General features: G+C 60.1%; 23 protein-coding genes and 1 pseudogene. 13 read left to right on the forward strand and 11 right to left on the reverse strand.

Translation table 11 applies throughout. The features are described 5' to 3' along the window. Positions 1–129 precede the first annotated feature (129 nt). Genes KDL09_RS08495 through KDL09_RS08505 form a run of 3 tightly spaced genes read left to right on the forward strand, consistent with a single transcriptional unit; the run spans position 130 to position 2,753 of the window. Positions 130–534: an FKBP-type peptidyl-prolyl cis-trans isomerase gene (locus tag KDL09_RS08495; protein WP_294383908.1), complete on the forward strand. Its 405-nt coding sequence runs from the start codon at positions 130–132 to the stop codon at positions 532–534. A gap of 18 nt (positions 535–552) precedes the next feature. Continuing rightward, a complete protein-coding gene (locus KDL09_RS08500; protein ID WP_294383910.1) occupies positions 553–1,305 on the forward strand; it encodes an SDR family NAD(P)-dependent oxidoreductase in 753 nt (250 codons plus the stop codon). Positions 1,306–1,337: 32 nt separating this feature from the next. Then, entirely contained in the window at positions 1,338–2,753 is a 1,416-nt protein-coding gene (locus KDL09_RS08505; protein WP_294383912.1) for a N,N-dimethylformamidase beta subunit family domain-containing protein, read from the forward strand. 11 nt (positions 2,754–2,764) lie between these two features. Here the strand turns inward: KDL09_RS08505 and KDL09_RS08510 are convergent, their stop codons facing one another. Genes KDL09_RS08510 through KDL09_RS08535 form a run of 6 tightly spaced genes read right to left on the reverse strand, consistent with a single transcriptional unit; the run spans position 2,765 to position 10,187 of the window. After that, positions 2,765–3,229 (reverse strand): hypothetical protein, encoded by a 465-nt coding sequence (locus tag KDL09_RS08510; protein ID WP_294383914.1) that lies wholly within the window; start codon positions 3,227–3,229, stop codon positions 2,765–2,767. Beyond that, positions 3,229–4,578: a DUF1501 domain-containing protein gene (locus tag KDL09_RS08515; protein ID WP_294383918.1), complete on the reverse strand. Its 1,350-nt coding sequence runs from the start codon at positions 4,576–4,578 to the stop codon at positions 3,229–3,231. The genes KDL09_RS08510 and KDL09_RS08515 overlap by 1 nt, the downstream gene beginning before the upstream one ends. Before the next feature lie 3 nt (positions 4,579–4,581). Beyond that, positions 4,582–6,507, reverse strand: coding sequence for a DUF1549 and DUF1553 domain-containing protein (locus KDL09_RS08520; RefSeq protein WP_294383921.1), 1,926 nt, complete (start codon positions 6,505–6,507; stop codon positions 4,582–4,584). A 4-nt stretch (positions 6,508–6,511) separates the two neighbouring features. After that, complete coding sequence (locus tag KDL09_RS08525; RefSeq protein WP_294383924.1) at positions 6,512–8,029, reverse strand: hypothetical protein; 1,518 nt, start codon at positions 8,027–8,029, stop codon at positions 6,512–6,514. A 60-nt stretch (positions 8,030–8,089) separates the two neighbouring features. Beyond that, positions 8,090–9,769: a M56 family metallopeptidase gene (locus tag KDL09_RS08530; protein WP_294383926.1), complete on the reverse strand. Its 1,680-nt coding sequence runs from the start codon at positions 9,767–9,769 to the stop codon at positions 8,090–8,092. A gap of 13 nt (positions 9,770–9,782) precedes the next feature. Then, positions 9,783–10,187: a BlaI/MecI/CopY family transcriptional regulator gene (locus KDL09_RS08535; protein WP_294383928.1), complete on the reverse strand. Its 405-nt coding sequence runs from the start codon at positions 10,185–10,187 to the stop codon at positions 9,783–9,785. A 139-nt stretch (positions 10,188–10,326) separates the two neighbouring features. On the opposite strand from KDL09_RS08535, the gene murA reads away from it, so the two are divergent. Continuing rightward, positions 10,327–11,595 carry a UDP-N-acetylglucosamine 1-carboxyvinyltransferase gene (murA, locus tag KDL09_RS08540; protein ID WP_294383931.1) on the forward strand — a complete coding sequence of 423 codons (1,269 nt, stop codon included), beginning with the start codon at positions 10,327–10,329 and terminating at the stop codon, positions 11,593–11,595. On the opposite strand, the gene KDL09_RS08545 is transcribed toward murA, so the two are convergent. Continuing rightward, positions 11,592–12,467, reverse strand: a complete 876-nt coding sequence (locus tag KDL09_RS08545) for a LysR family transcriptional regulator (RefSeq protein WP_294383933.1) — start codon at positions 12,465–12,467, stop codon at positions 11,592–11,594. The genes murA and KDL09_RS08545 overlap by 4 nt on opposite strands. Positions 12,468–12,546: 79 nt before the next feature. Here KDL09_RS08545 and KDL09_RS08550 point away from each other — a divergent pair, with 79 nt between their 5' ends. The 7 genes from KDL09_RS08550 to KDL09_RS08580 all read left to right on the forward strand — a co-directional run bounded on the left by KDL09_RS08550 (position 12,547) and on the right by KDL09_RS08580 (position 18,054). Beyond that, positions 12,547–13,362: a sugar phosphate isomerase/epimerase family protein gene (locus KDL09_RS08550; RefSeq protein WP_294383936.1), complete on the forward strand. Its 816-nt coding sequence runs from the start codon at positions 12,547–12,549 to the stop codon at positions 13,360–13,362. Positions 13,363–13,366: 4 nt separating this feature from the next. Next, the gene (locus KDL09_RS08555) at positions 13,367–14,518 is read left to right on the forward strand and encodes a Gfo/Idh/MocA family oxidoreductase (protein ID WP_294383940.1); all 1,152 of its coding nucleotides are present in this window, start codon (positions 13,367–13,369) and stop codon (positions 14,516–14,518) included. A 75-nt stretch (positions 14,519–14,593) separates the two neighbouring features. Then, the gene (locus KDL09_RS08560; protein WP_294383944.1) at positions 14,594–15,370 is read left to right on the forward strand and encodes an ABC transporter permease; all 777 of its coding nucleotides are present in this window, start codon (positions 14,594–14,596) and stop codon (positions 15,368–15,370) included. Positions 15,371–15,372: 2 nt separating this feature from the next. Next, entirely contained in the window at positions 15,373–16,182 is an 810-nt protein-coding gene (locus KDL09_RS08565; protein WP_294383945.1) for an ATP-binding cassette domain-containing protein, read from the forward strand. After that, complete coding sequence (gene mlaD, locus KDL09_RS08570) at positions 16,179–16,658, forward strand: outer membrane lipid asymmetry maintenance protein MlaD (RefSeq protein WP_294383947.1); 480 nt, start codon at positions 16,179–16,181, stop codon at positions 16,656–16,658. The genes KDL09_RS08565 and mlaD overlap by 4 nt, the downstream gene beginning before the upstream one ends. After that, positions 16,655–17,233: an ABC transporter substrate-binding protein gene (locus tag KDL09_RS08575; RefSeq protein ID WP_294383949.1), complete on the forward strand. Its 579-nt coding sequence runs from the start codon at positions 16,655–16,657 to the stop codon at positions 17,231–17,233. The genes mlaD and KDL09_RS08575 overlap by 4 nt, the downstream gene beginning before the upstream one ends. Beyond that, entirely contained in the window at positions 17,230–18,054 is an 825-nt protein-coding gene (locus KDL09_RS08580) for a VacJ family lipoprotein (RefSeq protein ID WP_294383951.1), read from the forward strand. The genes KDL09_RS08575 and KDL09_RS08580 overlap by 4 nt, the downstream gene beginning before the upstream one ends. 36 nt (positions 18,055–18,090) lie before the next feature. Here the strand turns inward: KDL09_RS08580 and KDL09_RS08585 are convergent, their stop codons facing one another. Next, positions 18,091–20,421, reverse strand: a complete 2,331-nt coding sequence (locus KDL09_RS08585) for a secretin N-terminal domain-containing protein (RefSeq protein ID WP_294383953.1) — start codon at positions 20,419–20,421, stop codon at positions 18,091–18,093. Positions 20,422–20,644: 223 nt separating this feature from the next. On the opposite strand from KDL09_RS08585, the gene ligA reads away from it, so the two are divergent. Both ligA and KDL09_RS08595 read left to right on the forward strand, forming a co-directional pair. After that, positions 20,645–22,630, forward strand: coding sequence for an NAD-dependent DNA ligase LigA (ligA, locus tag KDL09_RS08590; protein WP_294383955.1), 1,986 nt, complete (start codon positions 20,645–20,647; stop codon positions 22,628–22,630). Between the two features lie 44 nt (positions 22,631–22,674). After that, positions 22,675–23,448: a hypothetical protein gene (locus tag KDL09_RS08595; RefSeq protein ID WP_294383957.1), complete on the forward strand. Its 774-nt coding sequence runs from the start codon at positions 22,675–22,677 to the stop codon at positions 23,446–23,448. On the opposite strand, the gene rnhA is transcribed toward KDL09_RS08595, so the two are convergent. The 3 genes and pseudogenes from rnhA to KDL09_RS08610 all read right to left on the reverse strand — a co-directional run. Further along, the gene (rnhA, locus tag KDL09_RS08600; RefSeq protein ID WP_345781083.1) at positions 23,440–23,976 is read right to left on the reverse strand and encodes a ribonuclease HI; all 537 of its coding nucleotides are present in this window, start codon (positions 23,974–23,976) and stop codon (positions 23,440–23,442) included. The two genes, KDL09_RS08595 and rnhA, sit on opposite strands and share 9 nt — an antisense overlap. Further along, positions 23,943–24,254, reverse strand: coding sequence for a DUF3817 domain-containing protein (locus KDL09_RS08605; protein ID WP_294383959.1), 312 nt, complete (start codon positions 24,252–24,254; stop codon positions 23,943–23,945). Before KDL09_RS08605 ends, rnhA begins: the two co-directional genes overlap by 34 nt. A 111-nt stretch (positions 24,255–24,365) precedes the next feature. After that, positions 24,366–24,554 (reverse strand): annotated as a pseudogene (locus KDL09_RS08610) (3-hydroxy-5-phosphonooxypentane-2,4-dione thiolase LsrF); the annotation flags it as partial.

Genomic DNA, 24,554 nt, shown 5'->3' on the forward strand with positions numbered 1-24,554 from the left:
GGGGGCGGAAAGGATACGGCAGTAAGATGGCAGGGATTTCGCCGAAACCAACGCGGCACTGTGCGTGAATTGCGGTTGCAGGTGAACTTTCTTGCGTGCAGTGGCATGGGCTCATTTCAACCTTCCCGCATGTCCCAATCCGCTCTCGAACTCGGCAAAGCCTTCCTCGCTGACAACGCCCAAAAGCCCGGCATCATCACCACGGCCAGTGGGTTGCAATACGAGGTGCTGCGCGAGGGAACGGGGCCGAGCCCGAAACTCAAGGACACTGTGGTCGTCAACTACCGCGGCAAGCTGCTCAACGGCGTCGAATTTGACAGCTCCTACCTCGCCGGTCGTGAGCCGGCGGAGTTTCCGCTGAAGCGCGTCATCAAGGGCTGGAAAGAGGGCATGCAGCTCATGAAGGAAGGCGCACAATTCCGATTGTTCATCCCGTCGGAACTGGCCTATGGAAAACGCGGCGCCGGAATCGACATCGGACCGAACGAAACGCTGATCTTTGAAGTGGAACTGCTGAAAGTCTGGGAAGACTAGGCACGATTGCTCTGCTCCATGAATCAAATCGATCTCAAAGACAGAGTTGCCATCGTCACCGGCGGTGCGCGGGGTATTGGTCAGGCCATCGCCAAACGCATGCTTGAATCCGGCGCGAGCGTATGTCTCTGGGACATGGACGCGGCCGCTCTGGAAGTGGCGAAGGTAGAACTCTCGGCCATCGGCCAGGTGTATAGCGCGACAGTCGATGTGACGAATCCTGCTTCTGTGGATGCCGCCGTGGCCACCACGCTTGGAGCCTTTGGAAAGATCGACATTCTCGTCAACAATGCCGGCATCGCAGGCAACAATGCGAAGACGTGGGAAACCGATCCCGCCGAATGGCAGCGCGTGATGGCGATCAATCTGAACGGTCCCTTCCACTGCTGCCGCGCCGTCGTGCCGCAGATGCTGAACAATGGCTATGGTCGCATCGTGAACATCGCCTCCATCGCGGGCAAGGAAGGGAATCCGAATGCCGCGCACTACAGCGCTTCGAAAGCTGGCGTGGTCGCGTTGACGAAGTCGCTCGGCAAGGAGCTCGCCACCAGCAACATCATCGTGAATGCGGTGACGCCTGCGGTGATCGAGACTGACATCCTGAAGCAGCTCACGCAGCAGCACATCGATTACATGCTGTCGAAGATCCCGATGAACCGCTTTGGCAAGAAGGAGGAAGCAGCAGCCCTCGTCGCTTGGCTGAGTTCTGAAGATTGCTCGTTTACCACAGGGGCGGTCTTCGATTTGTCTGGCGGAAGAGCGACCTACTGATCGTTTTGGCCGGAAAGCCGCGTAATCAGGCCATGTCCCTGATCACCGACGAAAACGCCAAGCCAGGATCGACCGACTGGCAGCTCACCCGCATGCGGCTCGACAAGACGGAGGGCTTTCGCTCGCCAGTGATCGAAGGCTACTGCTCGCGTCAGTCGGTCAAGGCAGGTGAAACGCTTGACATCTTCGTCAGCACGAAGCCGACGGCACGTTTCAAAATCGAGATCTTCCGCACCGGCTACTACGGTGGATGCGGCGCACGGTTGATGACGGAGCTCGGACCGTTTGAAGGCAAGGAACAGCCGGTGCCGGGAATCGGCGAGAAGCGATTGCGCGAATGCCGCTGGGACAAATCGACCTCGATCACGATCCCGAGCGACTGGTTGAGCGGTGTGTATCTGGGCCGTCTCACCACTTTGCCATCGTCGAAAGACGAACCTTACTGGCAGAGCTACATCGTCTTCATTGTGACCGACGATCGGAAGGCGGACATCCTATTTCAATGCAGCGACAACACCTGGCAGGCCTACAACAAGTGGCCTGACGATTACTCGCTCTACACCGATCCCAAGGGCAATCAGGGGCCGTGGTCGGATGTGAGCTTTGATCGGCCGTATGCGAAGTATGCGCAGATCTATGAGAACCCGCAGTCCGTCGGCAGCGGCGAGTGGCTGTGCTTCGAGTTTCCCGCCGCCTACTGGCTGGAGAAGGAAGGCTATGATGTGACCTACTGCTCGAACGCCGACATGATCACACCGGATCATGGGTTGAAGTGCAAAGCCTTCATCAGCATCGGGCACGACGAGTATTGGGACATCCGCCAGCACGACAGCGTGGCGAAGATGCGCGACGCAGGCGTTAATCTGCTCTTCCTCTCCGGCAACTCCGTCTGCTGGGTCACGCCCTTCTCACCGAACGCCGACGGCGCGCCAAACCGGCGCATCTTCCGCGGCGGACCGTATGGCGGCGATTACACCTACGCAGTGGATCGTGAGAAGAATCACGGCCCCTATCCGCATCGCGGACCCGACGAAGGTTATCTCATGGGCGTGCGTAACATCAGCCCGGTGAACGGTGGCGGCGACTGGTTCTGCCAGAAGCCCGAACACTGGGTCTTCGAAGGCACCGGGATGGAAAAGGGCGACTCGATTCCCGGCATGATCGGCTGGGAGTATCACGGCGATGCCCCCACGGACCTACCGGGCCTGGAGATTCTGGCTGGCGGCACATGCTGGCAGAGTGGGATCAATCCGCAGCAGTGGCAGGCGGTGATCTACGATGGTCCGAAGAACAACTTCATCTTCAACGCCTCCACCATCTGGTGGGCCCAGGGCCTGAGCAAACCACCCGGCCACATGCCCGTGTGGAGCCACTACTCGCGACCGCACGGAGCGGATGCACGCGTCCAGCGCATCACAGCGAATCTGCTGACGAGGGCGATTGGGTAATTGTTTGCTGATTACTCACCCGGAGACGTCAAAGCGGAAAAAGTGATCATCCCGTCAATCGACTCTTCCACAGGCGTCCAAAGCACCTGATGATCCCCATCTCGAAAATCCCCGCGAACGGTAATAGAACGCTCTGTTACTACTTCTAAGCGTTGGCCAAGAAGCCGCACTACAGCCTCGTGCCGCTGTCTGTCCTGAGGCAGTGTAGGGGAAGTATCTTGTGTTACCTCTCCTGCACGAAATGCGGAGATCCACCTCAACCAGATGGTCCAATCTTCCATTGCGAGTGCAAAGGTTTCTTCGTCGATGGGCATCAAGAGGAACAAGCCTGCCCAGCATCCGCCTCCTCCTGTAGCCCAGAGTGATTCAAACACATGGGGCTTGCCCAAGTAATCTGCAATGCCACTTCTGGGGCCGTCATACCAGCCCGGCATGGTGTAAACTTTTTCCGGTTGTGTGCTGGGTGGGTGATTCATCACGCAATGATGTCCTTCGCCACTTCGCCCGCGACATCCGTCAGGCGGAAATTGCGGCCGGAGTAGCGGTAGGTGAGGCGTTCGTGATTGATGCCGAGGAGATGCAGGACGGTCGCGTGCAAGTCGTGCGTGCCGATGATGCCGGTCTCGGCGGTATCGCCCATTTCATTGGTGCTGCCATAGGCGAAGCCGCCTTTCACGCCACCGCCCGCCATCCACATCGTGTAGCCGCGACCGTTGTGACCGCGACCGTTGTAAGGTTCGTTGTCATAGCCGCTGCCACGACCGAATTCGCCGCCCCAGAGGATGAGCGTATCCTTGAGCATGTCGCGCTGCTTCAGGTCGGCGATCAAACCAGCGATCGGTTTGTCGATCGACGTGCACTGACGCGTGAGACCTTCACGGAGGTTGTTGTGATGATCCCAGCCAGGCGAGGTGAGCTGGATGAACCGCACGCCCTTTTCTGCCATGCGACGCGCCATGAGGCATTGCGCGCCAAAACGTTCCGTCTCCGCATCATCGATGCCGTAGATATCGCGGATGTGCTGCGGTTCCTTGTCGAGATCGAGCACGTTGGGAACGCTGGTCTGCATCTTGTAGGCCAGTTCGTAGCTCTGAATGACGCCTTCGAGTTCGGGATTACCAGGATCGCCGGCCAGCAGCTTGCGGTTGGCCTTTTGGATGAACTCAATCTGTTTGCGCTGCTGCGCGTCGCTGAGACGATCATTGTATAAGTCAGGCACACCGCCGCCATAGCTGCTCAGACGTGTGCCCTGAAAAGTCGCGGGCAGGAAGGCCGAGCCGTAGTTCATCGCGCCACCGTTGTCGGCAGCCGGGTTGATCGTGACAAAACCGGGCAGGTCTTCAGCCTCGGTGCCGAGTCCATAAACAATCCACGCGCCCATCGAAGGTCGCACAAACGTCTCGTTGCCGATGTGCAGAGCCACCGTGGCCATCTGATGCGCGTTGGTGCGCGTCTGCATGCCGTTGAGCAGGCACAGATCGTCCGCGTGCTTCGAGAGCTCCGGAAACGCGTCGGAGATCATGATGCCGCTCTTGCCGCGCGGTTTGAACTCAAACGCGCTACCCATGTATTTTGAAACCTTCTGCGCCTCGGCTTTCGCCAGCTCGGGCTTGTAATCAAACGTGTCCAGATGACTTGGTCCGCCCTGCATGAACATGAAGATCACGCGTTTGGCCTTGGGCGTGAAGTGGGGCGGCTTCGGCGCGAGTGGATTGATCGTCTTCGGCGGTGCCGCAGCATTCGCCCACTGCTGATGCAGCGCGTTGAAAGCCAGCCAGCCGAAGCCGGTGCTGGTGGACTGGAGAAAGGAGCGGCGTGTGTTCATAAATCAAAAGGCGTATCTGAATTCCGCAGTGCCGAGCAGCGACTGCACCAGCGTTTCCAAGCCAAGCTCGCGCTTCAATTCCTCGGCATCGCTGAGTTCCTCCATGGTGGGTTCGCGGCCAAGCACGGTGCGATAAACGCTCTTCACATCCTTGCCGATCTTGTTCGCGATCTCGGCTGACAGTTCTTCCACCATTGGGTTGTTCATGAAGAACAGCGCCTGCGGGGCGACGGTGGTGACGTCGCGCTGGCCTTTGATCTGCGTGGGGCCAGGGAAATCGAAGGTGCTGAAGAGTTCGGGGGTGTTGTCGCGAATGACGGGCAGATAGATCGTGCGGTAGTTGTCCTCGGTGCTTAGCAGACTGCGAGTGATGCCGTGCCGGCCTTTGCCGCCTGTTCCTGCAATGGGAATGCCCTCCGGTCGGTCGAAACTGAGCCTTCCGGCGAGTTGCAGCAGCGTGTCGCGCAGCGGTTCGAGTTCGAGGCGCTTGGGGTTCTGGCGCCAGCGCAGTTTGTTCGCGGCATCGGGATGCTCGGGATTGCCGGTGGTGGCGAGCCGGTAGGTGCGGCTGAGCATCATCGTGCGAATCATCTTCTTCACGCTCCAGCCACCTTCGACAAAGCGAATGGCGAGATGATCGAGCAGTTCGGGATGCGTGGGATCACTGCCGGTGATGCCGAAGTCATCCACTGTGCGCACGATGCCTTCGCCAAACAGATGCTGCCAGATGCGGTTCACCATGACGCGCGAGGTGAGGGGATGCGTGTTCTGCGTCATCCATTGGGCCAGTTCGAGCCGTCCGGAGGACTTGGCCGGAATCTTCGGCAACGGTGGCAGCGCGGGCATTTTCATCTCACCACGACCCGGCGCGGCCTCGCGATCATACGGATCGCCGCCGACAGCGAGTTCACAGTTCTGGACGTCGCCTTCGACCACTCCCATACAGAAGTGAGGATCCCAGTCGTAGTGGATCGTTTCCTTCGGATTGCCGAGTCCTCGGAGATCATCCATCGAATGCAGGCCTGTTGGCAACTGGCTTGGCGGGCCGACCGACTCGTCGAGCGTGGTGGGGAGATCAACGAGCGCCTCCGCACTGACATAACCGCCACCATAGCCCTCATTGCGGTTGGGCGTTCCACTAAGCGTGACACTGCTGTAAAAGATGCCGGCCAGCGCATAGTAGTCCTTCTGGCTCACCGGTTCTGTCTTGTGATCGTGGCAGCGTGCACAGGCGAGGGTGAGGCCGAGGAAGGCGCGAGAAACGACGTCGATCTGATCATCGACTCGGTCGAGCACGAACTGCTCATAGCTCCCTTCTTGAACATTCACACTGCCGAGCGCGAGCATGCCGGTGCCGACGATTTGATCGCGGCGTTGCAACACCGTCGTCGCCGGAAGCAGGTCACCTGCAAGTTGTTCAGCCACGAAGCGGTTGTAGGGTTTGTCACTGTTGAGTGAATCGATCACCCAGTCGCGGTAACGCGCGGCATACAGGAACGGTGCGTTCCAGACGCGGCCCACGCTGTCCGCGTAGCGCACGACGTCCAGCCAGTGCCGAGCCCAGCGCTCGCCGAAGCGTTCGGACTGAAGATAGGCGTCCACCACCTTGGCGAAGGCGAGATCATCCGGCGCTGCATCACGCACGAAGCGCTCCACCTCGTCCTGCGTCGGCGGCAGGCCGAGCAGATCAAAGGACGCCCGGCGAATGAGCGTTACGCGCGAGGCATCACCGATGGGATGCAGGTTGTCCTTTTCCAAACGAGACAGGATAAAACGATCGATGTCGTCCTTCGGCCATGCGGCGTCTTTGACCGCAGGAACCGGATGCCGTTGGATGCGCTGGTAGGACCAGGGTGTGGGATTGTCGTATTCCTCGCCGCGTGTCAGCGAGGCGAACAGCAGGAGCAAGGGCAGGCAGACGTGTTTCATCGTCTTATCGAGGTTGAGTTTTCAGCCACACGCTGAGCGCCTTCACGTTTTCGATGAAGTCGAGGCTGTAGATCACGCCACCAGCGGGGTTGGTCTTCTTGCCACTGGCATCACGCATCCACCCGCGTTCGTCGTCGGTGGCGACCCATGAACCGTTCGGCTTTTGTTCGGCGAGGATGGTCTGGATGTCTTTCTCGGTGGGCGGGGAGGACCAGCGTTCGAGTTCGACGCGGGGAAAGACGACCGGTTCGCCGCGTGAGAGCTTGCTGCCTGCGGCTTGGATGGCATCGAGTTCGCTGTCCCATTTCCAGCCGTAGTTCGACGACGCTTTTTTGTCGGAGTAGGTGAGTTCGAAGCCCTTGCCACCTTCGCCGCGTTCGAAGTAGAGCGGTTTGTTGGTCTGCAGCTCATAGTAGCGGGCGATGCGTCCATCGGGCAGCAGCGACTTGCGGAGGTAGGCCAGGGCGGGCGGGATCGGATCGAGGTATTTCTTGTCACCCGTGGCGGCGGCGAGTTTCAGCAGCGCCCACATGGCCGACTGGGACTCACGACCGCAGATGGCGCTTGGTTCAAAGGCACGGCTCCAGGCGGGATGCATTTCAGCGTCGTATTGCTGTGCCCAGGCAGGCTGCGGATCGGGCATCTGCGCGAGGCGGAGGAAATCGCCGCCGCGTTTGGCTGCATCGAGGTATTTCTGATCACCGCGAAGTTCCCAGGCGAGCAGCAGCGTGCTCATGAGCGTGGCATGCGTGTTGTCGTTGAGCACGTAGCAGCCGGTGAAGTCCTTCGGCCACTTGCGTGGCCAGTCGGCGGGATAGCTTCCGGCTTTGATGGGAAACTTGTCCGCAGGCGGTGGCGAGGTGGGCCACGTGTCAAACAGCGCGCTCCAGCCTCCGGCCGGATACTGCGTGCGCATGATGGCCTCCAGCGCGTAATCGGCCGCCTCCTTGATTTCAGCGTCCTTGCCCCCGAGCGCGTGATCGACACGCACGAGCAGGCGTGTGGCAGCCTGCGTCACATCGTCGTCCACCGTGGAGTAGTTCGTGTCCTTGTATTCGCGCTGCCGCCAGATGTGCCATCCGGCCTCGCTCTGCGGGATTTTCTTCCGGTTGATGAGCTTGCCGTCGGTATCGCGACGATACAGCCACTTCTCGCGATTCTTTGCGTCAAAGTGCCCCGAATAGTCCCATCCGCCCGAAGCGAGTTGCGTACGAGACACCGCATGCGCAGCCTCGACGGCGGCCTTCAGGCAGTCCTTGTCCTTCGTCGCCTCGTAAGCATCCAGCATCGCCATGCCGACCGCAGGCGTGCCCGGCGGCTGAATCCAGATCGTGTCCGCATCCGGAATGCCCTCAGCTTCGCGAAGCGTGAAGTCCGCGCTGTAGCGATAGACGTAGCCGCCGTGCGCTGCCGCGCGAGAATGGTAGAAAGAGACGGCTTTCGTCAAAGCCGAACTTACTTCTCCAGGCGAGACCGCACCGGCTTGTAGTGCTAGCGACAGAAAGATAAGGGCGCGATGCATGAGCGTGAGGTGGGCCTCCCGGGGTTCAATCATTTGAAGTGGTTGCAGTGAAGCCGCTGCCTATTTCGTGGCAATGCCCACATTCTTGTTCCCGTTGTCACGCACGGCATCGACCGTGTTGTGCAGGGCCTTGAGAGGGACGTCGTCGTCGCCGGTGACTTCGATGCGGGCGCCGGGGTGGTCGGGGAGGAATGTGCTCAGATGACCACGGAGGCGGCCCATGGCGACTTCTTCGTCACCGACCATCACGACATCGCCGTTCTTGATGACTTTGAGGGTGATGGTCTCACCGGAAGAGGTAGAGCGGTCGCCATCGCGGGCACCGGTCTTGCGTGAGCCTTCACCTTCGCGGCCTCCTGTGCGGGGCTTGTCGCCTTCGCGTTCACCGGTGCGGGGACGATCTCCATCGCGCATGCCGGTTTTCTTGGCACCATCGCCTTCGCGGGTTCCGGTGCGTGGTTTGTCACCGTCACCTTCGCCCGTCTTCCGGGCGCCGTCGCCGTCACGCATGCCAGGCTTGCGGGCTCCGTCGCCTTCGCGTTCGGCAGACTTTCTCGCGCCGTCGCCTTCGCGCTCAGCAGACTTTCTCGCACCATCACCCTCGCGCATACCGGGCTTCTTCTCGCCGCCTTCGCGTTCACCCGTGGCGGGTTTGCCGGTTTCGGCGCTGCGAGGGGTTTCGCCACCGCGGACCTTCGGCGGAACTTCTTTTTCCGCCGCACGTGCGGTGGTGAAGGAGTAGCAGACGAGGGTGCCGAGCGTGAGGACGAGCAGGGCCTGAAGAACGGGCTGACGGGTGGTTGGAGTGGCGATCATGAGGATGCGTTGACGCAGGGTGGGATGGTTGCGCACGCATGGAGCCAACCCTGCGATGGCCGGTGGTGCGAAGAAGGTTTCCTGAATGCGGAGAAGCGTGTGTCCGTAGTCGAGGCGCTCGGATGGCGCGAGGATCTCCAGCGCACCGGCGTCGCAACGCAGCTCGCGGTCGGCCTGGAAGCGCGAGACGACGAACCAGACGAGCGGATTGAACCAATGCAGCGCCTGCACGGCGGTGGCGACCCAGTTCCAGAGCAAATCGCGCTGCCGCACATGCAGCAATTCGTGCAGCACGACATGCTTGAGACTGCTCTCGTCGAAACGTGTGTCCCAATCCTCCGGCAGCAGCAGTTTCGGCTGGCGAATGCCCACCATGGCAGGCGTGGTGCCCGCTGGCATGAGGACGACGCTCACCGCCTTTTTCACCCCGGCCTTGTGAGAAAGGCTGGCCACGAGTGCGCGCAGAAGCGGTTGGCTGGCCCGAGGACGGCGGCGGAGCAGGGCGTTGAAGCGCTGCTGGCGGATGAAGGCGATCGCAAACACCGCAGCCACGCCGACGAGCCACGTCACCAAGAGGACCTGGGTGAGGGTGAAGGCTGAAGAAGGCTTCGAGGCTGAACTCGCGATCGACGGCTCGACGGGCGATACGACAGGCGTCGAGGGCGCCATGAATTCGATTGGCGTGACTGCAGCAGGCGTCGCAACAGCGGCGTTATCCTTTTGCAGCCAGGAACCCAGGCCGAATCCAGCGGGGATGAAGGCCGGGAGCATCAGCTTCGCGCCGACCAGCATCCATAGGCCGATGCGCCATGCGGGGCTGAGGCGCGTGCCGAGCATCATGCGCAGGCCGAGCACGGCGAGGATGAGGATGCTGGCTTCCACGGAGGTGCGGAGCAGCCAATGAAGGAGGACGTCGGAGTTCATCGCGGGTGGTCGGTTACTTTTTCAGTTTCTTCTCAGCTTGGGCGAGCACTTCACGAAGGGCGGCCAGATCGTCTTTCGAGACTTCTTCGCGTTCCATGAGCCCGGCGACGAAAGGCGTGAGGCGGCCGTTGAAGACGCGGTCGAGAAAACTGACGCTTTCCTCGTGCTGGCACTGGTCCTGGGCCACGGCCGGCGTATAGCGAAACTCGCGGCCCACAGCTTCGACGGCGAGCGCACCTTTGTCGGCGAGGCGGCGGATGAGACTCTGCACCGTGCGCGGCTTCCAGTGCAGGCGGCCTTCGAGTTCCTTCACCACCTCGGCGAGGGTGCTGGTGCCGCGGTGCCAGAAGACATTCATGACCGTCCATTCGGCGTCTGAAATCTTCGGGGCGAGGGGAGTGGGAGCGTGGCGGGCCATGACTTGGATTACAAATGTGATCCTAGGATTACGCATGTAATCCAAATGGCAAGAACTTTTTTCAAGCCACTCATCCGAAGGCTGTAAATCGAAGAAGCGCTTGCCACTGTGGCTTTCCGCAGCACAGAGCACCCGACACATGGAAAAACTCATCGTTCACGGCGGTGCGCCCCTCAAAGGTCGCATCAACATCAGCGGCTCAAAAAACTCTTCGCTGCCCATTCTCGCGGCCACGCTGCTGACCAAGGACACCTGCACCATCCGCCGTGTGCCCGACCTGAGCGACACGAACTACATGGTACGCATTCTTGGCGAACTCGGTGCCGAGGTGGAACGTGCCAGCGGTGTCGTGGTGGTGAAGGCGGAGAAGATCAAGTCGGTCGCGCCCTATGACCTCGTGCGCAAAATGCGCGCATCCATCTGCGTGCTCGGACCGCTCACCGGACGTCTGAAAAAGTGCCAGGTCTCGCTGCCTGGTGGTTGTGTTATCGGCGACCGTCCGGTCGATCTGCATCTCAAAGGCCTCGAAGCGCTCGGCGCGCAGGTCACCGTCGATGGCGGTGACATCAGTGTGAATGCCAAAAAGGGCTTCAAAGGCGGTCAGATGAATCTCATGGGCAAACACGGCTCCACCGTTCTCGGCACCGACAACGTCATGATGGCTGCTGTGCTGGCCAAAGGCACCACGATCATCGAAGGCGCGGCCGCCGAACCCGAGGTGGAAGACCTCGCGAATTTCCTCATCAAGATGGGCGCGAAGATTCAAGGCGCGGGCACAAACCGGATCGTGATCGAAGGTGTGAAGGAACTGCATGGAGCCGAACACACGGTCATTCCCGACCGCATTGAAGCGGGCACCTTCCTCGTCGCTGGAGCGATGCTCGGCGATGGCGTGACTTTGAAGCGAGTCATGCCGGAGCACATGAAGTCGGTGACCGATGCCATGATCAAATGCGGCTTCCCGCTGGAGATCACGAAAGACAGCATCACGGTCCGGCCAAATCCGAACGCGAAAGGATTCGATCTCACGACGCTCTGCTATCCCGGTTTTCCCACTGACATGCAGGCGCAGTTCTGTGCGCTCGCCTGCGTGATCAACGACTCCAGTTCGATCACCGAGACCATTTTCCCCCAGCGGTTCATGCATGCTGCCGAAATGAAGCGCATGGGAGCCAACATCGAGATTCAGAACGCCACCGCCAGAATCCGCGGTGGCGCCAAACTCAAGGGCGCGCCCGTGATGGCCTCCGATCTGCGTGCGTCAGCGGCGCTCGTGCTCGCCGGCCTCGTGGCCGAAGGCAGCACGGAGATCAAGCGCCTCTATCACATCGACCGCGGCTATGAACATCTCGACGACAAACTCGCCGCACTCGGCGCCCGAGTCGAGCGTGCTCAGGATCGTTCCTAGCTGTCGAGCTTCGTCATGATGACGTCGAGCAACGCCTGCGCTGCGGGCGAGAGCGGAGCGCCCTTTTGCCAGACCGCTGCGATTTGACGCTGCATTCTGGGTTCCCGGACGGGAATGGCTCGAATCGTTTTCGGCAGGTTTCCCGCTGCGAGTTGTGGCACTACCGCGAGACCCATGCCTGCGGCGACCAGGGCACGCACCGTTTCGAGCTCGCCGCTTTCACAGGCGACGCGCGGTTCAAATCCGGCTTTGCGACAGGCTTCAATCGCGGTGTCACGCGCACGTCCCTTGTAATAGATGAAGGATTCGGCGGACAACTGCTTGAGCTGGACTTCACGCTGCCGGGTGATGGCATGAGAACGTGAGGCAAGCAGCACGAAGGGTTCGGTGATGATGGTCTGCGTTTCGAACGCCGCCTTGTTCACTGGCAGTTGCAGGAAGCCGATGTCCGCCCGGCCTGACTCCACGCATTCGGCCACATGTTCGGAGCTTTCTTCGATCAACTGCAGTTCGATCCTGGCGTGCTGTCTGGCAAAGGCACGGGTTACTTCAGGCAGCAGGCACGCGCTCACACTCGGGATCGCGGCGATGACCAACCGACCACCGCGAAGCTGCGCCACATCGGAGACCACCGCTTTCGCCGCCTCTGCCTGCGCCAGCAGGGCTTCAGCACGCGGCAGAAAGGCTTTTCCAGCGGCTGTGAGCTGGGTTTCCTTGCGTCCGCGAAGGAGAAGGGCGGTGCCGAGTTCCTCTTCGAGGTTCTTCATCTGCTGGCTCAGCGCCGGCTGCGCCATGTGCAGACGATCCGCCGCCCGCGTGAAGCTGCGCTGGCGGGCGATCTCGATGAAGTAGCCGAGCTGGTAGAGTTCCATGAGAAGACATCATTATTTCCAATCACTTGAATCGTAAAATCATCTTTTTCTTATCGTCGGACTCCTGCATGATCGTCCCATGAGCCGCCTGTGCGTCCACACCATCACCACGAAGCCGCTGAGCCTCGAACAATGCCTCGCCGAGTTCCCGAAGCGCGGCGTGAGCGGCATCACCATCTGGCGGCAGGCGCTTGAAGGTCGCGATTTGAGCGCCGTGAAGCGCCAAACGGCCGATTCGGGCATGGAAGTGATCAGTTTGTGCCGTGGCGGCTTTTTTCCCTCCGCGACCGCGGCAGGACGCCAGGCTGCCATCGACGACAATATGAAAGCCATTGAGCAGGCGCATGCGATTGGCGCGCCCCTCATCGTTCTGGTCTGCGGCGCGGTGCCGGGACAGCCTTTGACCGAGTCTCGCAAGCAGATCGCCGATGGCATCGCCGCTGTTTTGCCTGCGGCGGAGCAGGCCGGTGTGAGGCTGGCCATCGAACCGTTGCACCCGATGTATGCCGATGATCGCAGTGCGGTGAACACGATGCGCCAGGCGCATGAGATTTGTGATGCGCTCGGCTCGCCGAAATCGGACGGTATCGCAGTGGCCGTCTATCACGCGTGGTGGGATCCCGAATTGAAGTCGCAGAACGATCTCGCGGGTCAAAAAGGCCGCCTGCATGCCTTTCACATCTGTGATTGGAAGACGCCGACCGCCGATCTCCTCAACGACCGCGGCTTGATGGGCGAAGGCTGCATCGACATCCGCGAAATCAGCGACTGGGTTGATGCCACTGGCTTCACCGGCCATCGCGAGGTCGAAATCTTCTCGAACAAGTGGTGGAGCAGCGATCAAAACGACTTCCTCGACCAGATCGCCTCCAGCTACGCTCAACTCTACTCATAACACCATGGAAACACGCAGAATCGGCATCATCATGAACGGCGTCACCGGACGCATGGGCACCAACCAACACCTGATCCGCTCGATCAAGGCGATCCGCGATCAGGGCGGCCTCAAGGTCAGCGACGATCTCACGTTGATGCCGGATCCGATCCTCACCGGGCGGAATCACGACAAGCTCCAGGCGCTCGCGCAGCGCACGGGCGTGACCCGTTTCACCACGGATGTCGATGCGGCGCTCGCGAACAAGGACGACACCATCTTCTTCGACGCCAGCGGCACGCTGCAACGAGCAGGTTTCGTCGAAAAGGCCGTGAAAGCAGGGAAGGCTATCTACTGCGAGAAACCGACCGCCGTGGAAACGAGCGAGGCTTTACGGCTCGCCAAGCTCTGCGAGGACGCCGGAGTGAAAAATGGCGTGGTGCAGGACAAGCTCTGGCTCAGCGGCATTCGGAAGTTCCGCACCCTGCGCGATCAGGGTTACTTCGGTCGCATTCTCAGTGTGCGCGGAGAGTTCGGCTACTGGGTCTTCACCGGTGAAGATGGGGACCAGCCTGCGCAGCGTCCGTCATGGAACTACCGCAAGGAAGACGGCGGCGGCATCATTGTCGACATGCTGTGCCACTGGCGCTACGTGATCGACAATCTCTTTGGCAAAGTGAAGGCGGTGAGCTGTCTCGGAGCCACGCATCTGCCGAAGCGTCTGGATGAACGCGGCAAGGAGTATGCCTGCACGAGCGACGACGCTTGCTATGCCACGTTTGAATGCGAAGGCGGCGTGATCTGCCAGTTCAACAGTTCATGGACCGTGCGCGTGCGCCGCGATGACCTGCTGACGATGCAGGTCGATGGCACGCATGGCAGCGCCATTGTCGGCCTGCGCAAGTGCTGGGTGCAGAGCATCGGCACCACACCGCGCCCGATCTGGAATCCGGACATCGACCAGCCAATCGATTTCTTCGGCGGCTGGCAGGAAGTGCCGGACACGACCACCTACGACAACGCGTTCAAGATTCAGTGGGAGGAGTTCCTCAAGCATGTCGTGCTCGACACACCCTTCCCATGGACGCTGCGCGAGGGCGCCAAAGGCGTGCAACTCGCCGAGCTCGGCCTACAAAGTTGGGAACAGCGCAAGTGGCTGCCGGTGACAGATCTTTGAGCGAAGAATATTGATGAAAGTGGCTGCTGCGGCGTTGCACACTTCTGGTGTGTGGGCGAGGGTGCCTGTCATTGCATGCTGCGTACCGTAGGCCGTCACACTCTGTCCATCGTCCATGATCTGGGCGACTTCACGCTCTTCACCGGGCGGGCATTTCGTTCTGCCGTCGGTTCCCGTCGTTTGGGAAAGCGCATAGTGCGTGCGGGCTTTGAGCAGGGCGTGCGCTGTCTGCCGGTGATTTTGATCGTGGGATTGTTCACCGGCCTGGTGCTTGGGTTGCAAGGATACTACGTTCTGAACCGGTTCGGTTCGGAGAGTCTGTTGGGGACGCTGGTGTCTCTGAGTCTGGTGCGTGAACTGGGGCCGGTGTTGGCGGCGCTGATGCTGGTGGGACAGGCTGGTTCCGCACTGGCGGCTGAGCTGGGGATTCAACGAAACACGGAACAGATCGCCGCACTGGAGACGATGGGGGTGAGCAGCCATGCTTATCTCGTGGCACCTCGTTTGATCGCGGCGCTGTTGGTCTATCCGATGCAGACAGCGCTGTTTATCGCTGTCGGCCTGTGGGGTGGCAGCTTGTCGGGTTCGCTGCTGTTGGGCCTTGAGTCGGGGGTCTACTGGTCGTCGGTAGAACGGGCGGTCGAATCTCCGGACGTTCGCGAGTGTTTTACGAAAGCGGCCACCTTTGGACTGCTGACGATAGCGCTGTGCGCCTATTATGGATTTAACGCGCATCGTTGCAGCTCGGCCACGGGGGCCCGGGCGGTCAGCGCCTCGACTACGCGTGCCGTGGTTCTGTCGAGCATCGTGGTTCTGGCGGCCGACTATGTCATCACCTCGTTCCTTGTCTGATCATGAGTGCTGATACGAATCACATGCTTCTGCGCATCGAGGGCTTGTTCAAGCGTTTCGAGGAACATGTCGTGCTCGATGGAGCGACTCTCGATGTGCCTCGAGGAAGCCTGGTATCGGTGCTTGGGCGCAGCGGTGCGGGGAAGTCAGTGCTGTTGAAGTGTCTGGCGGATGTCGTCCGGCCTGACCAAGGGACGATCCTGTTTGATGGAAAGCCGCTTGGAATCGGGGATGCCGCTGCCCGGGCCGAATTCCGGCGTCGTTGCAGTTTTCTGTTTCAGAGCAACGCCCTGTTTGATTCGTTGAGCGCACTGGAAAACGTCGCGTTACCACTGGAGCAGACCACCGACCTGTCCGATGCAGAAATCGGCGAGCGCAGTCTGGAGGCGTTGCGCCAGCTCGAGCTGGATGCGCACAAGGACCGTTATCCCAGCGAACTTTCCGGCGGCATGCAGAAGCGACTGGCTCTTGCCCGTGCCATTGTCACGCGTCCTGAACTTGTGCTGTTCGACGAACCAACGGCGGGATTGGATCCGCTGCGCCGCAACGCGGTTTTTGCCATGATCGCCAAGTATCAGAGGCAGTTTGGCTTCACCGCGCTCGTCGTGACGCATGACCTGACCGAGGCGCTGATCGCCAGTGACCGTGTGGCGCTGCTTGACAAGGGGCGCATGTGCTTTGAAGGCACGCCTGCGGAGTTTTCTGCCTCCTCCGAACCGATGGTGTGCGATTTTCGCGACAGCGCGGAGGCTCTTGGCCGTTCACTTGCTGCCATTCGTCGTGGCGAGGCTCTCAATTCCGAAGACTCATGAAACAATCCAAACTGGAACTATTTGTCGGGGCGTTTGTGCTTCTGGGCCTCGCCGCCGTCGTCTATTTGACCGTCAAACTCGGCGCTGGGTCGATGATCGGTGGAGACACCTATATGATCGAGGCGCGATTTACCAACGCCGGGGGGCTGAACGCCGGAAGCAGCGTTATGTTGGCTGGTGTTCCTGTGGGACGGGTGGAGAGCATTCATGTGGATGCCACCGACTACAGCGCGATGGTCACCTTGCGTGTTCAGGCCGGCCTGAAGCTGCCGACCGACACAATGGCATCGATCAAAACGACCGGTCTCATTGGTGATAAGTATGTGGCGCTCGCTCCAGGGGCGGATGAAACTTACCTTGATTCTGGCGCAAGAATCACAATGACTGAATCCTCCGTGGACATTGAATCGTTGATCGGCAAGATGGCCTTCGGCAGTGTTGAAAAAGGCCAAGACGAAAAAGAACACGTTCCATGACTCTCCGCTTATTGTTTACCTCCCTTCTGGCAGCCTCTCCGCTTGCCGTCTCTGCTCAGCTTGTAGATGCACAGACCCGGCTCAAGTCGGCGGTTACAGAGGTGCTTTCCGTGGCCGACCGGACCGCCAATCGAAGTGCATTGCCTGAAAGCCTTCGTCCAGTGCTGCAGAAGCATGTGAGCTTTGAAACCATGACCAAGCGTGCAGTCGGTCCGGGCTGGCGTCAGTTTACGGGGGCTCAGCAGCAGCAGGCCACCCATCTCTTTTCCACCCTCATTATTCGCAGCTACAGCAATAAATTCACTCCTGGAGAGCATCCGGCGATCACGTACAAGGCGGCGGTGTCCCCCGCTGACGGGCGCGTGGATGTGCCAACCAACATGGTGTACAAAGGTAGCCACTACACCGTGGTCTATCGCATGGAGCAGGTGCAGGGCTGGCGTATCACCGATGTGGTGATCGAAGGGGTGAGCCTGATTGCCAACTATCGCAGTCAGTTGGATGCCCAGTTTAAAAAAGGTGGCGCAAATGCCGTCATAAGCTCTCTTACGCAATCCGTCTCCCGTCCTCAATGAAATCCAACGCACTCACACTCCGTCTGCTCCTGCTGGCAGCTTCCTCGCTTCTGACCGACTGTACCACGACTGCGGAAAGGTCGGCAGCGAAGTCGTCTGCCGCCACAGCATCCACCGTCGCCTCTGGCAAGAAGCAGGCGGCCAGCAGAGCCAGCCAGGCTCCGGATGCGGTGGACGAGTATGCGGTTGCCGAAGTGTCCGATCCTCTGGAGCCGCTGAACCGGGGCATGTTTTGGTGCAACGATCAGCTCTACACCTTCATTTTCCGTCCGATCTCCAAAGGTTACGAGATTGTGATGCCCAAGCCAGTCCGCAAGGGCGTCGATAACGCATTTGAGAACGTCAAGTTTCCGGTGCGGTTCGTGAACTGCGCCCTGCAGGGCAAGTTCAAGCGTGCGGGACAGGAAACCGGCAAGTTTTTTGTCAATACCATCGGTGGTGTGGCAGGCATCTTCAAACCAGCCGAAAAAATTCAGGCTCTGGCCAACGTGCCGGCGGAAGACACCGCGCAGACCTTTGCGACCTGGGGAATTCCTCACGGTCCGTACATTGTGCTGCCGTTGCTCGGTGCGAGCAGTGTCAGAGACACAGTGGGACTCGCCGGAGATTACGCTCTAAATCCGGTCAACTGGCCTTACTTGTACTGGTATAGTGCCAGATCCGAACATGACTGGACTATTGTTCCCCCATCAGCCAATTCGTTGCGCTCCATGCCGGCCCAGTTTGACACCTATGACACGGCCACGAAAGAAGCCGTTGATCCGTATCTTTCCGTGCGCAGCACCTACATGCAGAACCGCGCTGAAGCCGCGAGGAAGTGATTGGCGGCTAGTCTTGGTGGGGAAGCCTTTTGAGGGTTATTCCCTCAAGGGAAGGGCCCGTGGGATGTTTTCCAAGCCTGGGGAACCGAACTGCATGGACTCATCGTAGATCGCGGTGCGTCCGCTCTCGATGTTGTTGGGTGTGTCGAGTGCGTCGTCAGAGCGCACGATTCGAGGCTGGATGAAGATGAGGAGTTCATCGCGAGTGGTTTGATTCTGGGTCGTGCCGAAGAGATGGCCCAGGATGGGGATGCGGCTCAGCCCAATCACGCCGTTCTTGCCTTTGGTCGTGCGTTCAGTGATCAAACCACCCAAAACGACCGTGGCACCGTTTTTCACCGCCACCTCGGTCACGAGTTCCTGAGTGCCGATAGTTGGCACCGTGTTGCCACCTATGGTTTGTGAGCCGACGATGTTGTCATTGATCTGGGCGATGCGCAGGGTCACCTCGTCATCAGAATTGATAAGGGGAATGACTTCAAGTTTGAGCACTACATCCCGGTACTCGACGCTCACACTCGTGTTGGCGATTCCGGCGGAGAATCCTCCGTTGGACAGGATCGTGGCGGGCACCGCAATGCGCTGGCCGGATGAGATGACCGACTTCGCTGCGTTTTTGGCGTAGACGCTTGGTGTCGCCAGCACCTTGAAGTTGTTGTTGCTGTCGATGACTTTGATGTAGTTGCTGAGGGCGCCGAGCTGGCCGTAGAAATTGAGCTGCCCAAATTTTGCCGGGAACTGGACGACGTTGGCTGCCGCGGTCGTTGTTGTGGATCCCGAGGTGGTCGTGCTGGAGCTTGGGAAACCGGAACGATTCACGCTGAAATCACTCAGCACTTTGAGGAAATCGAAACCGTAGTTGTAGTTCTTGCCCAGGCTGAGCTGGCCGATGATCGCGGAGATGTAAATCTGCTGGGGACGCACGTCCATCTCCTGCAGGAGCTGGTCGATGCGGGAGATGTGTTCGGGGGAGCCGGACACAACAAGGCTGTTGGATTGGGGGTCGGCAATGAGAAGGGTTTTCCCGACGATCATGGATTCCGGCGCGCCGATCGCCTCCGGGTCGTCAAGCATGCTGCGATTCGCGTTGGAGCCGGTGCTCATGCCGCTGCTGCCGCCGAAATTGTTACTGGAGCCAAACGCGGAATTACTGCTGCTGGAGCTGTTCCGTGCGTCGGTGGACGGGCTGTTGGCACTGCCGACTGTCTGACGGCGGTTGCTGCTGCGACCTCCTCCGCCGGAGGATGCGGCACCATCATTCGACTGAATGTCAGTGTCCTTGGCCAGGGCGTTGTAGGCCACGGGCAGGAAGTCCTGAACATCGAGGTACTTGAGCCGACGCTTGAGGAAATTGGTGCCGTCGTCCTGCTTGTCGAGCTTCTCGACCAAACCCTTGATGTAGGTGATGTCCACCGGGCGGCCGATGACGAGGAGTTCGTTGGTACGTCGATACGCGAACACTTTCACGCGCGACGCGGCAGGATTGGTCGCCGTGGTGTTGGCAACTCCGGCGGGGCTTACAGGAGCCACGGCGGGTGCTCCGGGGCGCAGGGCAGGATTGGGCACTGCCGCCACCGGCGCTGCGGGGGCTTTTGCCTTTTCCTCCTGCTCGAAAATCTCATTCACGATCTCAGCCACGAGTTCCACGTCCGATCGCTCCAGTTTGATCATTTCGTTCGAAGTCTCAGTGGCCGGGACATCGATGATCTGGGCGATCTCACAGATGCTGCGAATGGTGGCGCTGTTTTCGGTGATGATGAGGGCGGTGTCGTTCGAGACGCCGGTCATCGCCCCGTAGGCGTGAAGCTTGATGACCTGTTGAAATGCCTTTGAGGCATCATCGGCGGAGACGTGCTGAAGCGGCAGCACGTAGTGGCAGATTTCCTCGTTCTGCGGCAGATCGCGCAGGGAATTGTATACCTTCAAACCGTCGGCGGTGGGGCTTTTGCCACCGGCGTGGTTGATCAACTTCGCGGTGGTCGCATCGACGTTGATGATGGCGTATCCGTTGAGGAGCAGCGTGGCCTCGATGAAGGCGATCGCGTCTTTCTTCGTGAGCATCTGAGGGGAGATGATGCGGAGCTGCTCGCCCTGAAGGGCGGAGTCGAGGATGAGCTTCTTGCCTGTGAGCTGAGTGTAAAACGGGATGATGGCCTGAATCGGTGCGCTGGGGAAGTTCACCTTGATTGAGGCGCCTTCGCCGACGGGCACGTAGGTGCCTGCATTGGCTTGGGCCGCCGGAACAGGTACCGTGGGTGCAGGTCCGGGTGCCTGCGCTCGGGTTGCCTGGCGCGCACCGAAGATCAGGAGCACCAAGAGGACCGCAAAGCGTAGCCGCGCGGGCAGATGGGAGGGAAAGCTAGACATATTATTGAAATTATATTCATTATATTGAATTTAGAGTGTGTGGCAAGGTTTTAGTTAACACCTATTAAAATTCATCCGCCTATTCTCGGTCGAAAGCCGCCCTTACGACCGCCGCCTCCTTCTCCATGGGACTGTTCTCTAATTCCTCCTTAGGGCGGCGACGAGGAGAGACTATTTCCCGTTTCCATGCGCCTCTTTTTGCGGCTATTCAGGGCGACAAGCCATGACCCAAGCCGAAGCCGCCAGCCGCGCCGCCTTTCTCAGTGCCGAACTCCATCGCCACAACCGCCTCTACTACGTCGAGGCGAAGCCGGAGATCAGTGACAAGCAGTTCGATGAGCTGTTGCGCGAATTGCAGGACATCGAGGCGAAGTTTCCCGATCTGCTGACACCGGATTCGCCGACTCAGCGCGTTGGCGGTGCTCCATTGGAGGGTTTCACGCAGATCACGCACACCGTGCGCATGATGAGCCTCGACAACACCTACTCGGAGGAGGAGCTCACCGCGTTCTTCGCCCGTGTGCAGAAAGGGCTCGGGCGTGAGAAGATCGACTGTGTCATCGAGCCGAAGGTCGATGGCGTCGCCATCACCATCCGTTATGAAAACGGTGTCCTTAAATACGGCGCGACACGCGGCGACGGCGCCACCGGCGACGATGTGACGAACAATCTCAAAACCATCCGACGGCTGCCGCTGCGTCTTCCCAAAGACGGTCCGCAGACCTTCGAAGTGCGCGGGGAGGTGTTCATGACGAAGACAGGCTTTGCCAAACTCAATCAGGAACGCGAGGAAGCAGGCGAGGCGCTGTTCGCCAATCCGCGCAACTCCACCGCGGGCACGCTGAAACTGCTCGATCCGAAGATCGTAGCCAAGCGGCCGCTCGACATCGTGTTCTACGGCCTCGCCGAGGCCAGCGATGTGCAGTCGCAGAACGAGGTCTATGCGCTGCTTGATGCCGCCGGACTCCGCAAAGCCGACCTCATCTGGCATGCCGACAGCGCCGAAGGTCTGCTCGCGGCCATTCGTGAACTCGACGAGAAACGCAAGTCACTGCCCTACGAGACCGACGGCGCCGTGATCAAGGTGAACAGCTTCGCCGATCAGCGCGAGCTCGGTGTGACGAGCAAGGCACCGCGCTGGGCCATCGCCTACAAGTACCAACCCGAGCAGGCGGAAACAAAGATCCTCGCCATCGACATTCAGGTCGGTCGCACCGGCGCGTTGACGCCCGTCGCTCGTCTCGAGCCCGTCCTGGTCAGCGGCAGCACGGTCAGCAACGCCACGCTGCACAACTACGAGGAGATCGAGCGCAAGGACATCCGCGTCGGCGATGTCGTCATCATCGAAAAGGCGGGCGAGATCATTCCTGCCGTCGTCTCCGTGAAAAAGGAGCATCGTCACGGTCACGAGAAGCACGTGCACGCGCCCACGCATTGCCCGGTGTGCGGCACCGCCGTGCATCGCGATGAGGAGATGGTCGTCATCCGCTGTCCGAATCCGCATTGCCCCGAAGTGGTGAAGCGCCGCATTGAGCACTTCGTCAGCCGCGGCGCCATGGACATCAGCGGTCTCGGTGAATCCGTCATCGCGCAGTTGGTTGAATTGAAGCTCGTCAAAGACGTGGCCGATCTCTACGACCTCAATGAGCTGCTGCTCGCCCGCCTCGAACGCGTCGGCACCAAGAGCATCGACAACTACCTCAAAGCCATCGCCGCCAGCAAGCAGCAGGATCCGTGGCGGCTCGTCTTCGGCCTCGGCATCCTCCACGTCGGTGCCGGTGGCGCGCGCAAGCTGCTGGAGCACTTCGGCGGCATCGACGCCATCGCGGCCGCCAGCGTCGAGGAACTCATCCAGTGTCCCGACATCGGCGAGATCGTCGCCGTCAGCATCCACGCCTGGTTCCGCGAGCCGCACAACATCGCCTTGCTCGACCGCCTGCGCGCCGCCGGTCTCAACTTCACCCAGCGCGCCGTCACCGCCGCCTCCGACAAGCTCAACGGCACCACCTGGGTCATCACCGGCACCTTGAGCGAAGACCGCGAAACCATCGCCGACACCATCCGCTCCAACGGCGGAAAAGTCAGCAGCAGCGTCAGCGGCAAAACGACCTACCTCCTCGCGGGCGAGGAAGCCGGCAGCAAACTCGACAAAGCCACCAAGCTCGGCGTCAAGATCCTCAGCGAAGCGGAGTTTCGGGGGATGCTTTGAGCTTGCCTGACAGGATCGGTCGTTGAAACTCCACGCTCAGTGATATGACTCAACAGAAGGTCCAACAGGCTTGGGGCGGCCTCTTCCGCCGGAGTTCACCCTGGCTGGTGTGCCAGTTCGCGATGATGCTGCTGAGCGTTCAATTCGTTTCAGCGCAAACGCGCTCAAAAACTGAAATCGAGCTGGGAGAATTGTTGGACACCTATTACTCCGACTTCAACACGCAGGAAGACTTCGACAAGGCCGCGCACGAACTGGCGACACGACCGGAGTTCAAACCCATGCTGTTCGAGATGCTGCAACGGGAGTATTTCCAAACCGTGAAAGGAGTCGATCGGACGCCTATCATAGAGTCGCTTGGGCCGCTCACGCTTCGGAAAGACTTGAGCAGGGAAGAGCAAAAACTGTTCACGGATGAAATGGAACGCCTGATTAGCGCTCCCCCGAAGGAGTACAGCTTTGTGAACGGGGGAATCCATCTGCTGGCCCATTACCCAAGCCCAGAACATGAGGACTTGGTGCTCCGCTTTTTGGATCGCCAGCAAAACCAAGATTATACGTTTGTGGCAGCGTTCAAAACGCTGAGCGTGATTGGTGGCCCCAAGTCGCTGGAAGCCATGCGAAGGGTGGCGACCCGTTTCAGAAATGGTAATCCAAGTATTTGGTTTTTGCCGGAGTTGGACAACTACATTGCAACGCTCGAAACGCGCTTGAAGCAGAAAGCACCTTCACCAAAACCACCTGCCTCCTCGTCGGCGACGAAGCCGCCAGCAAAATCGACAACGCCACCAAGCTCGGCGTCAAAATCCTCACAGTAGCTGAGTTGCGGACTCCGCTTTGAACTCCTCGAGCAGCGCCTTCAACTGCTGCGGGGTATGGCTGGCTTTGATGGCGGCGATGGCTTCGTTGGCGAGTTCGTCGCAGCGTTCGTTGTCGGCGTGGCCGGCGTGGCCTTTGACCCAGTGCCAGTGGATTTGGTGGCGCGCGGTGGCGGCGTCGAGCTCGCGCCAGAGGTCGGCGTTTTTGACGGGCTGCTTGTTGCTGGTGCGCCAGCCGTTGCGCTTCCAGCCGGCGATCCATTCGCGGATGCCGTTGCGGACGTACTGGGAGTCGGTGTGGAAGTCGATCTCGCAGGGCTCCTTGAGCAGTCGCAGCGCCTCGATGGCGGCCTGGAGTTCCATGCGGTTGTTGGTGGTGGCGGGGACGCCGCCTTTGAGCTCGCGGCGGTGCTTCCCATACGCGAGCACGGCCGCCCAGCCGCCGGGGCCGGGATTGCCATGGCATCCGCCATCGGAATGAATGACGACCTTCTTCACGCCTGCGGCTCGCGGGTTTCCGCCGCCCATTCGCGCAGGCGTTTGTCGATGAAGAAGGGCATGAAGGGCACGAGCGAGGCGATGAAGACGAACGCCGCGCGGCCCAGCGGCCAGTTCGTGTGATTGAGAACGCGCCACAGGGCGACGCAGAAGAGGACGAACAACGCGCCATGCACGGAGCCGGCGATGCGCACCGCCATGGGCATGCCCCACGCATACTTGAGCGGCATGGCGATGAAGAGCAGGAGCAGGAACGAGACGGCTTCTAGCAGGGTGACCGAGCGCAGGAAGGAGACGGGGTTTTTCATCAGGGAAGGGGCTCTTAGCACCGGTTGGGCGGACCGTGAAAGCAAAAAACTCCGGCCGCCTGACGACGACCGGAGTTTGGGAATGCTGGCGAGGATGGATCGCCGCGGGACTTACTTCTTGCGCAGCTCCTTGCGCTTGAGGTCGTTGTAAAGCTGGAAGGCCTTGTTGGCGTTGAGGCCACCGTGCACCACGCCGTGCACCGCCTGCATCATCGACACCGGCGCGTCGCTCTGGAAGATGTTGCGGCCCATATCGACTCCGCTGGCCCCCTGCTTGATCGCATTGGCGCACATCTTCAG

The sequence above is a fragment of the Prosthecobacter sp. genome, assembly GCF_020439865.1.
GTDB lineage: Bacteria > Verrucomicrobiota > Verrucomicrobiia > Verrucomicrobiales > Verrucomicrobiaceae > Prosthecobacter.

What these genes read in the sequence shown, in the direction of transcription:
- KDL09_RS08500 (WP_294383910.1), top strand. Translation starts at nt 553, where the DNA reads ATGAATCAAATCGATCTCAAAGACAGAGTTGCCATCGTCACCGGCGGT.
- rnhA (WP_345781083.1), bottom strand. Translation starts at nt 23,976, where the DNA reads ATGGGCGGCGGAAACCCGCGAGCCGCAGGCGTGAAGAAGGTCGTCATT.
- KDL09_RS08520 (WP_294383921.1), bottom strand. Translation starts at nt 6,507, where the DNA reads ATGAAACACGTCTGCCTGCCCTTGCTCCTGCTGTTCGCCTCGCTGACA.
- KDL09_RS08525 (WP_294383924.1), bottom strand. Translation starts at nt 8,029, where the DNA reads ATGCATCGCGCCCTTATCTTTCTGTCGCTAGCACTACAAGCCGGTGCG.
- KDL09_RS08510 (WP_294383914.1), bottom strand. Translation starts at nt 3,229, where the DNA reads ATGAATCACCCACCCAGCACACAACCGGAAAAAGTTTACACCATGCCG.
- KDL09_RS08565 (WP_294383945.1), top strand. Translation starts at nt 15,373, where the DNA reads ATGAGTGCTGATACGAATCACATGCTTCTGCGCATCGAGGGCTTGTTC.
- KDL09_RS08595 (WP_294383957.1), top strand. Translation starts at nt 22,675, where the DNA reads ATGACTCAACAGAAGGTCCAACAGGCTTGGGGCGGCCTCTTCCGCCGG.
- mlaD (WP_294383947.1), top strand. Translation starts at nt 16,179, where the DNA reads ATGAAACAATCCAAACTGGAACTATTTGTCGGGGCGTTTGTGCTTCTG.
- KDL09_RS08535 (WP_294383928.1), bottom strand. Translation starts at nt 10,187, where the DNA reads ATGGCCCGCCACGCTCCCACTCCCCTCGCCCCGAAGATTTCAGACGCC.
- KDL09_RS08530 (WP_294383926.1), bottom strand. Translation starts at nt 9,769, where the DNA reads ATGAACTCCGACGTCCTCCTTCATTGGCTGCTCCGCACCTCCGTGGAA.
- KDL09_RS08560 (WP_294383944.1), top strand. Translation starts at nt 14,594, where the DNA reads ATGCTGCGTACCGTAGGCCGTCACACTCTGTCCATCGTCCATGATCTG.
- KDL09_RS08495 (WP_294383908.1), top strand. Translation starts at nt 130, where the DNA reads ATGTCCCAATCCGCTCTCGAACTCGGCAAAGCCTTCCTCGCTGACAAC.
- KDL09_RS08515 (WP_294383918.1), bottom strand. Translation starts at nt 4,578, where the DNA reads ATGAACACACGCCGCTCCTTTCTCCAGTCCACCAGCACCGGCTTCGGC.
- murA (WP_294383931.1), top strand. Translation starts at nt 10,327, where the DNA reads ATGGAAAAACTCATCGTTCACGGCGGTGCGCCCCTCAAAGGTCGCATC.
- ligA (WP_294383955.1), top strand. Translation starts at nt 20,645, where the DNA reads ATGACCCAAGCCGAAGCCGCCAGCCGCGCCGCCTTTCTCAGTGCCGAA.
- KDL09_RS08545 (WP_294383933.1), bottom strand. Translation starts at nt 12,467, where the DNA reads ATGGAACTCTACCAGCTCGGCTACTTCATCGAGATCGCCCGCCAGCGC.
- KDL09_RS08575 (WP_294383949.1), top strand. Translation starts at nt 16,655, where the DNA reads ATGACTCTCCGCTTATTGTTTACCTCCCTTCTGGCAGCCTCTCCGCTT.
- KDL09_RS08505 (WP_294383912.1), top strand. Translation starts at nt 1,338, where the DNA reads ATGTCCCTGATCACCGACGAAAACGCCAAGCCAGGATCGACCGACTGG.
- KDL09_RS08605 (WP_294383959.1), bottom strand. Translation starts at nt 24,254, where the DNA reads ATGAAAAACCCCGTCTCCTTCCTGCGCTCGGTCACCCTGCTAGAAGCC.
- KDL09_RS08550 (WP_294383936.1), top strand. Translation starts at nt 12,547, where the DNA reads ATGAGCCGCCTGTGCGTCCACACCATCACCACGAAGCCGCTGAGCCTC.
- KDL09_RS08585 (WP_294383953.1), bottom strand. Translation starts at nt 20,421, where the DNA reads ATGTCTAGCTTTCCCTCCCATCTGCCCGCGCGGCTACGCTTTGCGGTC.
- KDL09_RS08580 (WP_294383951.1), top strand. Translation starts at nt 17,230, where the DNA reads ATGAAATCCAACGCACTCACACTCCGTCTGCTCCTGCTGGCAGCTTCC.
- KDL09_RS08555 (WP_294383940.1), top strand. Translation starts at nt 13,367, where the DNA reads ATGGAAACACGCAGAATCGGCATCATCATGAACGGCGTCACCGGACGC.